The organism is Brevundimonas sp. TSRC1-1 (genome assembly GCF_049898245.1).
Classification (GTDB): domain Bacteria; phylum Pseudomonadota; class Alphaproteobacteria; order Caulobacterales; family Caulobacteraceae; genus Brevundimonas; species Brevundimonas mediterranea_A.
Window position 1 is genome coordinate 86,568 of the sequence record NZ_JAFCXI010000005.1, and the last position, 12,309, is coordinate 98,876.

The window sequence follows — 12,309 nt, forward strand, 5'->3', positions numbered from 1 at the left end:
AGGGCGTCGAGCGCGAGGTGATGGAGTATGACGTCGTCATCGTCGGCGGCGGCCCCGCCGGCCTGTCCGCCGCCATCCGCCTGAAACAGCGGGCGGAAAAGGACGGCAAGGAAATCAGTGTCGCCGTGCTGGAAAAGGGCGCCGAGGTCGGCGGCCATATCCTGTCGGGCGCCGTGATCGATCCCAAGGCGCTGAACGAACTCTTCCCCGACTGGAAGGACCGCGGCGCGCCGCTGGAGACCCCCGTCACCAGGGACAAATTCCTTCTGCTGGGGCCGCAGGGGTCGGCGTCCCTGCCCATGCCCCTGTTGCCGCCCTTCATGCACAACCACGGCTGCTACATCGCCTCGCTGGGCAATGTCGCGCGCTGGCTGGGTGAACAGGCCGAGGCCCTGGGGGTCGAGGTCTATCCCGGCATGGCCGCCAGCCACGTCGTCTGGGAAGAGGGCACGGGCCGGGTGAAGGGCGTCGTCGCGGGGGTCTTCGGCATCGACCGCGAGGGCAAGCCGACTGGAGACTTCCAGCCCGGCATCGAACTGCACGGAAAATATGTCTTCATCGCCGAGGGCGTTCGCGGCTCCCTGGCCAAGACCATCATCGCCAAGCACAGGCTCCAGGACGGCAAGTCGCCCCAGAAATACGGCATCGGCCTGAAGGAGCTGTGGCAGGTGCCCGCCGAACAGCACCAGCCCGGCCTGGCTCAGCACACCACCGGCTGGCCGCTGGACGAGCACACCGGCGGCGGCAGCTTCATGTACCATTTCGGCGACCGCTACGTGGCCATCGGCTATGTGGTGCACCTGAACTACAAGAACCCCTTCCTGTCGCCGTTCGACGAGTTCCAGCGTTTCAAGCACCATCCGTCCATCGCTTCGCATCTGGAGGGCGGCACGCGCATCTCCTACGGCGCCCGGGCGATCACCGAGGGCGGCCTGCAGTCGATTCCGAAGCTGTCCTTCCCCGGCGGCGTCCTGATCGGCTGCTCGGCCGGCTTCGTGAACGTGCCCCGCATCAAGGGCACCCATAACGCCATGAAGACCGGCATGCTCGCCGCCGACGCCGCCTATGACGCCGTCCAGGCCGGACGCGGCGGCGACGAACTGGTCGAATACCAGACCGCCTTCGAAAAGAGCTGGGTCCACAAGGAGCTGTCCCTGGTCAGGAACGCCAAGCCCCTGCTGTCGAAGTTCGGCACCACCCTGGGCGGGGCGCTGGGCATGTTCGACATGTGGTGCCGCACCCTGCTGGGCGGCTGGTCGCCGATCCCGACGCTGAAGCACGACAAGACCGACGCCGCCTCGACCGAACTGGCGGTCAAGCACAAGCCCATCGCCTATCCCAAGCCGGACGGGAAATTGTCGTTCGACAAGCTGTCGTCCGTCTTCATCTCCAACACCAACCACGCCGAGGACCAGCCGGCCCACCTGAAGCTGCTGGACCCGTCCAAGCCGATTCAGGTCAACCTGCCCAAATACGGCGAACCGGCCCGGCTGTACTGCCCGGCGGGCGTCTATGAGGTCGTCTATGCGGACGAGGTCGCCAAGACCGATCCGCGCTTCGTCATCAACGCCCAGAACTGCGTCCACTGCAAAACCTGCGACATCAAGGATCCGTCGCAGAACATCGTCTGGGTCACGCCCGAAGGCGGCGGCGGCCCGAACTATCCGAACATGTGACGCAACACCGGCGCTGGGGTCATAGCCAGCGCCGGATCGTCTCCATGACGACGGCCAGTCGCGCCTCGTCCAGCCGGCCGATCCTTTCGGCGGCTGAGGCTTCAATAGTGGCGATCTTCGAGGGGCGCACGACCGAAGGGGCGGGCAGCCCTGCCTCCCCGTAACGGTCCTCCAGGTCCAGATCATCGGGCCAGCGTCGGTTCGCGGCGCTGGTGATCATCACCACCCAGATCAAACCGGCCTGATCGCCGATCCCGCTCGCGGACACCACCAATCCCGGCCGATGCTGGCGGGTGTTGCGGTCGGTATAGGGAAAGGGGATGCGGACGACGTCGCCGCGTTCAAAGTCCGGCATAGGCCTTGCGGTCCGCCTCGCTGTCCCATTCCTCGAAGGTCGCAAAGGGATCGTCGGCCGCCGTTTTGCGCGCCTTTTTCAACAGAACCCGTTCTCCCTCGATCTCGTAGATCAGCTCGTCGCCGTCCTGCAGTTTCAAGGCGGCGCGCACCGGCTGGGGGATGGTGGTCTGGGCCTTGGACGTCAGGCGGCTTGTGATCATCATCGCCTCGGTAAGGATTTTCCTTACGATACGCCGTCGCCTGCCCTCGTCAACCATCTGTCCTCTTGCGGGGGCAGGGGAAACCGTGAAGGGTCGCGGCATGATCGCCTCCCGTTCGCGCCTGCTCGCCGCCTCCCTGACCGTCCTCGCCCTGGCCCTGGCCCAGGGGGCGGCGGCGCAGGACATGGGCCCCGCTTCGGCGCCCGCCAATCCGTCCGACGCCCATCCGCCCGCCGTCATACTTGAACCGGACCAGGTTCAGGAGGCCGCGCCGTTCGAGGACGAACCGGAAGATGGCGCGCCCCAGACGCCCGAGGGCGATGTCCCGCCCCATATCGTCATCGCCGACGACCCGGCCGAGCCCGCCATTCCCGAGGTCTGGGCGCCGGTCCCGCTGAACGCCCAGGGCCGCAGCGCCTATGGCCTGTACCTGGCCGGCAAACTGGCCCTGATGACGGGCGAGGGGGCCAAGGGCGCCGATTGGCTGGCCCAGGCCGCGGCCCTGACGCCCGAACAGCCCCGCGTGCGCGAACAGGCCTTCACCTCGGCCCTGCTCAGCGGCGATCTGGACGTGGCGGGCCGACTGGCGCCGACCGCCGACGCCGCGCCCGCCTTCATCGAGATCGGCCGGCTGATCTCGGCCGTCCAGACCTTCGTCCACGGCGACGCCCGCGCCGCCAACGCCGCCCTGGTCGCGCGGCCCATCGCCGCGCCGCACAGCCGCGCCGGTCTGATGGTCGCGCCCTGGATCGCGGCGGCCGCCGGCGACTGGACCCGCGCCCTGGCCGCGCCTCCGGCCCAGGGCGACGTCCTGACCCTGGCCTTCGCCCGCCAGAACCGGGCCCTCCTGCTGGAGAAGCGTCGGAAATACGCCGAGGCGGAGGCCGAGCTAAAGGCCCTGTCCGACATGCCGACCATCGGCGCCCTGTTCCACCGCCCCTATGGCGAGTTCCTGGAGCGACGCGGCAAGCGGGACGAAGCCCTGGCCGTCTATCAGGCGGCGATGGAGGGCCAGCAGGTCGATCTGGCCACCGCCCGCGCCCTGGCGCGGCTTCAGGCCGGGGGGCGCGCCCCTGCGTCGCCCGACTTCCGCCAGGGCGCGGCCCAGGCCCTGACCACGGCGGCGGCCCAGGCCGTGGCCGAGCGCGGCAATGAGTTCGCGGTGGTCTATCTGCGCCTGGCCCTGAACCTGAACGAAGACGCCGCCACACAAATCCAGCTGGCCCAGGTGCTGGACCGGGTCGGGCTGAAGGCCGCCGCCCGCACCGCCCTGTCGCGCGTCGGGCCGGAGGATCCGGTGCTGTACGCCAACGCCCGCGCCCAGCTGGCGCTGAACCTGGAAGAGGACGGTCAGTCGCAGGCCGCCCTGACCGAGCTGCGCGCCGCCGCGGCCGCCGAGCCTGACGATCCCCGTATCGCCCTGGTCATGGCCAGCCAGCTGATGCAGCTGGAGCAGTATGAGGCGGCCCTGGCCCTGTTGAGCGGCCCGCTGCTGAACACGGCGACCCAGGGCGCCCAGATCCATTTCCTGCGTGGCGCCGCCCTGGAATCCCTGGACCGCATCCCCGAGGCCGAGGCGGAGCTGTGGGCCGCGCATCTGGCCGATCCGAACAACGCCAACACCCTGAACTATCTGGGCTATCTTTGGGTGGACAAGGGGCTGCGCGTCGATCAGGGCGCGGGCCTTCTGGCCCAGGCCTACGCCATGGAGCCCGAGAACGGCAACATCCAGGACTCCCTGGGCTGGGCCCAGTTCAAACAGGGCTATTTCGACACCGCCGTCGTCACTCTGGAGGAGGCGGTCGACAAGGAGCCCGCCAATCCCGAGATCAACGACCACCTCGGCGACGCCTATTGGCGGGTGGGCCGCCAGCGCGAGGCGGTCTGGCTGTGGAACCGCGTCCTGAGCCTGGATCCCGAGCCCGAACGCAAGACCGACGTCGAGCGCAAGATCGCCCACGGCCTGGACGACGCGGCGCCCGCGACCGGCGGGTCGCACTAGGCCTCATGTCCGCGCTCACGGCCCTGGCTCCGGCCAAGATCAACCTGTTCCTGCACGTCGGCCCGGTGGACGCCGACGGCTATCATCCGCTGTCCAGCCTGGTCGCCTTCGCCGATGTCGGCGACCGGGTGACGGTCGAGCCGGCGGCGCGGCTGTCGCTGACCGTGACCGGCCCGTTCGGCGCGGGTCTGGCGGCCGAGCCCGACAATCTGATCCTGCGCGCCCTTCGCGCCGTGGGCGAGGCGACCGGCGCAGGCGAACCGCTGCTGAAGGTCACGCTGGACAAGCGCCTGCCCATCGCCGCCGGCCTGGGCGGGGGCTCGTCCGATGCCGGGGCGACGTTGAAGCTGGCGCGTCAGGCCCTGGGTCTGGACATCGACGATGCGGTGCTGGAGGCCGTGGCGGGGGTGATCGGCGCCGACGGCCCCATGTGCCTGCGGATGCGCACCGCCTGGGCCGAGGGGCGGGGCGACATCCTGACCGACGAGCCGCGCCTGCCGCCGCTGTGGGCCGTGCTGTTCAATCCGGGCGTTCCGTCGCCCACGGGGGCCGTCTACCGCGCCTATGACGCCGGCCCGCCCCGCGCCGCCGACCAGCCCGCGCCGCCTGTGGACTGGAGCCCCGCGGCCGTCATCGACTGGCTGGCCGGCCTCCGCAACGATCTTCAGCCGCCCGCCGAGGCCCTGACCCCGGCCATAGCCGACGGGATTCAGGCGGTGGCGGCGACGCCCGGCGTGGCCCTGGCGCGCATGTCCGGCTCGGGCGCCACCGTCTTCGGCCTGTGCCGGTCCAGCGCGGACGCGGCCGCCGCCGCAGCCGCTCTGTCGGCCGCCCATCCCACGGCCTGGGTCGTCGCGACCCAGCTCGCCGCCGCCTGAGCCATAAATCCCCAGCGCGTGTTGAAGCGCGCGGCGCCGGGCCCTATGGTCCGCCGTCCTTTTTCCAGCCCCTCCCGAGCCCGATTTGACCACCTCGACCGAGCCGCTCGCCTTCCAGGATCTGATCCTGACCCTGCACCGCTATTGGGGCGAGCAGGGCTGCGCCATTCTTCAGCCCTATGACATTGAGGTCGGGGCCGGCACGCTCCACCCCGCCACCGTGCTGCGCGCGCTCGGCGCCAAGCCGTGGAAGGCCGCCTATGTCCAGCCCAGCCGCCGCCCCGGCGACGGCCGCTATGGCGAAAACCCGAACCGCCTCCAACACTATTACCAATACCAGGTGATACTAAAACCGAACCCGGACAATCTTCAGGCGCTCTATCTGGGCTCGCTGGCGGCGATCGGGATCGATCCGAAACTGCACGACATCCGCTTCGTCGAGGACGACTGGGAGAACCCGACCGTGGGGGCCTGGGGCCTGGGCTGGGAGGTCTGGTGCGACGGGATGGAGGTGACCCAGTTCACCTATTTCCAGGGCGTCGGCGGCATCGAGGTGGACGTCGTCTCGGGCGAGCTGACCTACGGGCTGGAGCGTCTGGCCATGTATGTCCAGGGCGTGGACAACGTCTATGATCTGAAGTTCACCAAGGAAGGCCTGACCTATGGCGAGGTCTTCCTGGAGAACGAGCGCCAACAGTCGGAAGCCAATTTCCACGGCTATGACGTGGACGGGCTGAAGCGCCGGTTCGAGGACATGGTGTCGGAGGTTTCGCGACTGCTGGACATGACCGGACCCCAGGGCCAGCCCCTGGTCCTGCCGGCCTATGACCAGGTGCTGAAGGCCAGCCACCTGTTCAACCTGATGGACGCCCGCGGCGCCATCGCCGTCGCCGAGCGCCAGAGCTACATCGGCCGCATCCGCGAACTCTGCAAAGCCTGCGCCCTCGCTTACGTTGAACAAGAGCGGAAAACCGCCTGATGCCCCAACTCCTCCTCGAAATCTTCTCCGAAGAAATCCCCGCCCGCATGCAGCAGGGCGCCGCGCGCGACCTGGAGCGCATGGTCTCCGACCGGCTCAAGGCCGCCGGCCTGACCTGGGACGCGCTGACGACCTACGCCGGTCCGCGCCGCCTGACCCTGGTCATCGACGGTCTGCCCGCCGCCACGCCCGACCGCGAGGAAGAGCTGAAAGGCCCGCGCGCCTCGGCCCCGGAACAGGCGCTGGAAGGCTTCCTGCGCAAGACCGGCCTGACCCGCGACCAACTGACCGAGCGCGACGGCGTCCTGTTCGCCGTCCTGTCGTCCAAGGGCCGCGCCACCACCGATCTGGTCGCCGAGACGGTGGATCAGGTCATCCGCACCTTCCCCTGGCCCAAGTCGATGCGCTGGGGTTCCGGAACCCTGCGCTGGGTCCGTCCGATCAAGCGCATCCTGTGCCTGTTCGACGGCAAGGTGGTCCCGTTCGAGATCGACGGAATCCCATCCGACGCCATCACCGAGGGCCACCGCTTCATGGGCTCGGGCCAGTTGCTGAAGGTCAGCGACTTCGTTGACTACCGCACCCAGCTGGAACAGAATTTCGTCCTGCTGGACGTGGCCGACCGCAAGCTGCGCATCCTGGATCAGGCCAAGGCCGCCTGCGCCGCCAAGGGCCTGGTCCTGGTGGACGATGACGGCCTGCTGGACGAGGTGGCGGGCCTGGCCGAATGGCCGACCCCGATCCTGGGCGACATGGACCCGCAGTTCCTGGCCCTGCCGCCCGAGGTCGTGCGCCTGTCGATGAAGGTGCACCAGAAGTATTTCGCCGTCCGCGATCCGTCTAAGGATGGCCTGGCCCCCAACTTCCTGGTCGTCGCCAATGTCGAGGCGACCGACGGCGGCAAGGCCCTGGCCGCCGGCAACAGCCGCGTCCTGTCCGCCCGTCTGAACGACGCCCGCTTCTTCTGGGACGAGGACCAGAAGGTCGGCTTCGACGCCTGGAACGCCAAACTGTCCGGCGTCACCTTCCACGCCAAACTGGGGACGCTGGCCGAGCGGGTCGAGCGCATCGCGGCTCTTGCCCGCGAGATCGCGCCCCTGGTCGGCGCGAACCCTGACGAAGCCGTGACCGCCGCAAAACTGTCCAAGGCTGATCTGCTGTCGGGCATGGTCAGCGAATTCCCGGAACTGCAGGGCGTGATGGGCGGCTATTACGCCCGCCTCGCCGGCCATTCCGACGCCGTCGCCGACGCCGTCCGCGACCACTACAAGCCGCAAGGCCCCGCCGACACGGTCCCGACCGCGCCCGTCACGGTCGCCGTCGCCCTGGCCGACAAGCTGGACACCCTGGTCGGCTTCTTCGCCATCGACGAAAAGCCCACGGGGTCGAAGGATCCGTTCGCGCTGCGGAGAGCGGCGTTGGGGGTGATCCGGCTGGTGCTGGAGAATGGGGTGCGGGCACAGCTTCGCTTGATTGCGCCATTTGCTTGGGACGTTCTTGTCCAACAATGGTGGGCACGCGAGTTGCCCGCTAACCCTCTGAAGCGAAAAGCTGCCGAGTTGCGTAGCTGGGCTGATGCGTATGACCTCGTGGACAACGTGGCGCCTGACCTTGTTGCAAAGATTATGGAAGGCATGGAGAAGCCTCGTGACTGGCTTCTTACCTGTGATGACCTCCTCGCCTTCTTCGCCGACCGCCTGACCGTCCTCCTCCGCGACCAGGGCCAGCGCCACGACCTCGTCGCCGCCGTCTTTGCTCTGGGCGACGACGACCTCGTGCGCATCGTGCGCCGGGTCGAAGCCCTGGCCGCCTTCCTCGCCACCGACGACGGAGCCAATCTGCTGGCCGGCTACAAGCGCGCCTCCAACATCCTCCGCGCCGAGGAGAAGAAGGGACCGCTGCCGACCGGCATGGTCCAGACCGGCCTGCCGAACCAGCCCGAGCCCGAGACCGTCCTGGCCTTCGCCGTCGCTTCCGCCCGCACCGCCGTCGAGACCGCGCTGGAGACCGAGGACTTCGCCGCCGCCATGACGGCCCTGGCCGGCCTGCGCGCCCCGGTGGACCGGTTCTTCGAGGACGTGCTGGTCAACTCCGACGTGCCCGCCGAACGCGACAACCGCCTGAAACTGCTGGGCCAGGTCCGCGACGTCATGGGCCAGGTCGCCGACTTCGGCCAGATCGCCGGCTGATCTCCCGTCTCCTCTCCGCTGTGCGGGGAGGAGACGACGACTCGGGCGGGGTGAAGGCCGCGAAGGCCTTGCCCTCTCAATTCCGCCTGTCCGGTTCCAGGGATTCCAATGGCTTGCAACAATCTTGCCCACCTGATCCCGGCGCCCTCCAAAACCATGCGATCCTGGTTTCGCCTCCGGCCCGGGGGCGGGGCAGGGGGATTTCAGACTAATTAGACTCTTTAGACGGTGTTTTTTCGACGCCGAGTCTGAATCCGGACGACTCGACCGCCCTGTCGGCGCCCCGGCGACCGCTGTTTTCCGCCCACAGGCGCATCCGACCCCCAAGGAAACCGGTTTCGTGCTCACGCTTTGTTACATGCGCCATGGTCAAGCCGGTTTCGCCACGCTAGTCATGCCGCGTGCGAGCGGGGCGAACCCGCCGGACCTTATACAAAGCTCAGGGACTGCAAGATGACTCAGTGGGTGTACGGCTTCGGCGGAGGCTCCGCCGACGGCGATGCGTCGATGAAGAACCTTCTCGGCGGAAAGGGCGCCAATCTGGCGGAAATGTCTTCGCTGGGTCTGCCCGTCCCGCCGGGCTTCACCATCACCACAGAGGTCTGCACCCACTATTACGCCAACGGCGAGACCTATCCCGCCGATCTGGAAGCCCAGGTGAAGACCGCCCTGGACAAGGTCGAGGCGATCGTCGGCAAGACCTTCGGCGACGTGAACAATCCCCTGCTGGTCTCGGTCCGTTCGGGCGCCCGCGCCTCGATGCCGGGTATGATGGACACGGTGCTGAACCTGGGCCTGAACGACCAGACGGTCGAGGGTCTGGCCAGGCTGTCGGGCGACCGGCGCTTCGCCTTCGACTCCTACCGTCGTTTCATCACCATGTATTCGAACGTGGTGCTGGGCCTCAGCCACGACGATTTCGAGGAGGTGCTGGACGCCCACAAGGACCGGCTGGGCGTCAGCGTCGACACCGACCTGAAGGCCGAGGACTGGGAGCGGGTCGTCGAGGACTACAAGGCCGTGGTCGAACGCGAACTGGGCCATCCCTTCCCGCAGGACCCGCGCGACCAGATGTGGGGCGCGGTCGGCGCCGTCTTCGCCAGCTGGATGAACGAGCGGGCCAAATTCTATCGCCGCATGCACGACATCCCCGAAAGCTGGGGCACGGCCGTCAGCGTCCAGTCGATGGTGTTCGGCAATATGGGCGAGACCTCGGCCACCGGCGTGGCCTTCACCCGCAACCCCTCGACCGGCGAGGCGCGGCTGTATGGCGAGTTCCTGATCAACGCCCAGGGCGAAGACGTGGTCGCGGGCATCCGCACGCCGCAAAGCCTGACCAAGATCGGCCGCGAGGAGATGGGCGAGACCGCCCCCTCGATGGAAGAGGCCATGCCCGAGGTGTTCGGCCAGTTCGTCGAGGTGGTGAACAAGCTGGAGAGCCACTACCGCGACATGCAGGATATCGAGTTCACGGTCGAACAGGGCCGGCTCTGGATGCTGCAGACCCGCAACGGCAAGCGCACCGCCAAGTCGGCGCTGAAGGTCGCGGTGGATCTGGCCGCCGAGGGCGTGATCAGCCAGGAAGAGGCCATCAGCCGGGTCGAGCCCTCCGCGCTCGATCAGTTGCTGCACCCGACCCTGGACCCCGAGGCCGTCCGCACCGTCATCGCCGCCGGCCTGCCGGCCTCGCCCGGCGCGGCGACAGGCAAGATCGTGTTCGACGCCGACGAGGCCGAGCGCCTGGCCGGTCTGGGCGAGGCGGTCATCCTGGTGCGCGAGGAGACGAGCCCCGAGGACATCCACGGCATGCACGCCGCCCGCGGCATCGTCACGGCGCGCGGCGGCATGACCAGCCACGCCGCCGTGGTGGCGCGCGGCATGGGCCGGGCCTGCGTCTCGGGCGCCGGGGAGATCCACATCGACGAGGCCAAGGGCGTCTTCACCGCGCGCGGCCGCACCTTCAAGGCCGGCGAGGTCATCACCATCGACGGCTCGAAGGGCGAGGTGCTGGACGGCGCCGTGGCCATGATCGAGCCGGAACTGACCGGCGACTTCCAGACCCTGATGGCCTGGGCCGACAAGGTGCGCCGTCTGAAGGTGCGCGCCAACGCCGAGACGCCGCTGGACGCCAAGACCGCGCGCGGCTTCGGCGCCGAGGGCATCGGCCTGTGCCGGACCGAGCACATGTTCTTCGACGACACCCGGATCGCCGCCGTGCGTGAGATGATCCTGGCCGACGACGAGGCCGGCCGCCGCACGGCCCTGGCCAAGATCGCGCCGTTCCAGAAGTCGGACTTCGTCGAACTGTTCGAGATCATGACCGGCCTGCCGGTGACGGTGCGCCTGCTGGACCCGCCGCTGCACGAGTTCATCCCGCACACCGATGAAGACATCGACGCCCTGGCCGCCTCGTCGGGCATCGACGCCGAGAAGCTGAAACGCCGCGCCAAGGAGCTGCACGAGACCAACCCCATGCTGGGCCATCGCGGCTGCCGCCTGGGCGTCGCCTATCCCGAGATCTACGAGATGCAGGTCCGGGCCGTGCTGGAGGCCGCGCTGGAGGTCAAGAAGACCTCGGGCCAGGCGCCGATCCCGGAGATCATGCACCCGCTGGTCGCCCTCGGCCTGGAGATGAAATATCTGCGCGAACTGACCGACCGCACGGCCAAGGCCGTGTTCGCCGACGCCGGCGACAGCGTCGAATATCTGGTCGGCACCATGATTGAACTGCCCCGCGCCGCCATCCGCGCCGGGGACCTGGCCGAATACGCCCAGTTCTTCAGCTTCGGCACCAATGACCTGACCCAGACGACCTTCGGCATCAGCCGCGACGACTCGGGGCGGTTCCTGCAGGCCTACCTGGACAAGGGCATCTTCGAGACCGATCCCTTCGTGCGTCTGGACCAGGACGGCGTCGGCGGCCTGATCGAGATCGCGGCCGAGCGCGGCCGCGCGGTGCGGCCCGACGTCAAGCTGGGCATCTGCGGCGAACACGGCGGCGATCCGTCGTCGATCGCCTTCTGCGAGAAGGCCGGGCTGGACTACGTCTCCTGCTCGCCCTACCGCGTGCCCATCGCCCGCTTGGCGGCAGCCCAGGCGGCGCTGAACGTGGAACGTGAAAAGGACCGCTAGGCCCGCACCGTCATCCTCGGGCTTGACCCGAGGATCGGATGATCCGCCGCTGGTGAGATGCCGTTGACGCACAGCTGTCCATCGCTCGATCCTCGGGTCGAGCCCGAGGATGACGGAGTGAAATGAAATCAGGGGCGGCGCCGCAGGGCGCCGCCCCTTTTCGTTGCGCGTCGCATTTCTGTCGTACTTGGTGGAACACAGTGTGTGTCTCGCCGCGCACAGACGGCGTCATGTGACGCCAGCCTATGGAACAGACGAAGGCGTCACCTATTTAAGCATTCGCTGGATGGGGCTGATGATCCAACCGGTCATCACATCTAGGAGTTAATAAGAAACAATGCGTAACATTCTTCTCGCCGCTGTCGCCGTTTCCGCAATCGCCGCTCCGGCCTTTGCTCAAACCAATCCCGAACCGCGTGGTTACGGATCGCTGGGGTACACTCATCTTGAAGGCGACAATGCAACCACGGGCGCCGTCACCGGTCGTCTGGGCGTAAACCTGAACCGTTACCTGGCCGTCGAGACCGAAGCCTCGGTCGGCGTCAAGGACGACGACTTCACCGTCGCCGGCGTCGACGGCTCGATCAAGCACGAGTGGGACGCCGCCGGCTATGTGGTCGGCAAATACCCGGTGTCCGACAAGCTGGAGCTGTTCGCGCGCGGCGGCTACGGCCACACCGAGCTGAAGCAGGAGTTCCCGGGCGCCAACACCGACGTGGGCGGCGACAGCTGGAACTATGGCGCCGGCGCCAACTACTATCTGGATGGCGTGAACGGCGTGCGGGCCGACTGGACCCGTCGCGACTACCGCGACGACGCGGGCGAAGCCGACGCCTATTCGGTCAGCTACATCCGCCGCTTCTGATCCCACGATCAGGCGAAATGAAGAGGGCGCG

General features: G+C 68.0%; 9 protein-coding genes. 7 read left to right on the plus strand and 2 right to left on the minus strand.

The genetic code is table 11. The features are described 5' to 3' along the window. Nucleotides 1-20: 20 nt before the first annotated feature. On the plus strand, nucleotides 21-1,676 hold the full coding sequence (locus ACP7CK_RS16500) for an electron transfer flavoprotein-ubiquinone oxidoreductase (protein ID WP_426026745.1): 1,656 nt from the start codon (nucleotides 21-23) through the stop codon (nucleotides 1,674-1,676). A 19-nt stretch (nucleotides 1,677-1,695) separates the two neighbouring features. On the opposite strand, the gene ACP7CK_RS16505 is transcribed toward ACP7CK_RS16500, so the two are convergent. Both ACP7CK_RS16505 and ACP7CK_RS16510 read right to left on the minus strand, forming a co-directional pair. Then, complete coding sequence (locus ACP7CK_RS16505) at nucleotides 1,696-2,031, minus strand: type II toxin-antitoxin system PemK/MazF family toxin (RefSeq protein WP_426026727.1); 336 nt, start codon at nucleotides 2,029-2,031, stop codon at nucleotides 1,696-1,698. After that, entirely contained in the window at nucleotides 2,018-2,233 is a 216-nt protein-coding gene (locus ACP7CK_RS16510; protein ID WP_035305435.1) for an AbrB/MazE/SpoVT family DNA-binding domain-containing protein, read from the minus strand. Before ACP7CK_RS16510 ends, ACP7CK_RS16505 begins: the two co-directional genes overlap by 14 nt. A 100-nt stretch (nucleotides 2,234-2,333) precedes the next feature. Here ACP7CK_RS16510 and ACP7CK_RS16515 point away from each other — a divergent pair, with 100 nt between their 5' ends. The 6 genes from ACP7CK_RS16515 (at nucleotide 2,334) to ACP7CK_RS16540 (ending at nucleotide 12,278) form a co-directional block, all read left to right on the plus strand. Further along, complete coding sequence (locus ACP7CK_RS16515; RefSeq protein WP_426026728.1) at nucleotides 2,334-4,235, plus strand: tetratricopeptide repeat protein; 1,902 nt, start codon at nucleotides 2,334-2,336, stop codon at nucleotides 4,233-4,235. Between the two features lie 5 nt (nucleotides 4,236-4,240). Then, complete coding sequence (locus tag ACP7CK_RS16520; protein WP_426026729.1) at nucleotides 4,241-5,113, plus strand: 4-(cytidine 5'-diphospho)-2-C-methyl-D-erythritol kinase; 873 nt, start codon at nucleotides 4,241-4,243, stop codon at nucleotides 5,111-5,113. A gap of 85 nt (nucleotides 5,114-5,198) precedes the next feature. Beyond that, nucleotides 5,199-6,092 carry a glycine--tRNA ligase subunit alpha gene (locus ACP7CK_RS16525; RefSeq protein WP_426026730.1) on the plus strand — a complete coding sequence of 298 codons (894 nt, stop codon included), beginning with the start codon at nucleotides 5,199-5,201 and terminating at the stop codon, nucleotides 6,090-6,092. Beyond that, nucleotides 6,092-8,281, plus strand: a complete 2,190-nt coding sequence (glyS, locus tag ACP7CK_RS16530) for a glycine--tRNA ligase subunit beta (protein WP_426026731.1) — start codon at nucleotides 6,092-6,094, stop codon at nucleotides 8,279-8,281. Before ACP7CK_RS16525 ends, glyS begins: the two co-directional genes overlap by 1 nt. A 453-nt stretch (nucleotides 8,282-8,734) precedes the next feature. Then, on the plus strand, nucleotides 8,735-11,413 hold the full coding sequence (gene ppdK, locus ACP7CK_RS16535; protein WP_426026732.1) for a pyruvate, phosphate dikinase: 2,679 nt from the start codon (nucleotides 8,735-8,737) through the stop codon (nucleotides 11,411-11,413). Between the two features lie 337 nt (nucleotides 11,414-11,750). After that, nucleotides 11,751-12,278: a porin family protein gene (locus ACP7CK_RS16540; RefSeq protein ID WP_035305382.1), complete on the plus strand. Its 528-nt coding sequence runs from the start codon at nucleotides 11,751-11,753 to the stop codon at nucleotides 12,276-12,278. Nucleotides 12,279-12,309: the final 31 nt, after the last annotated feature.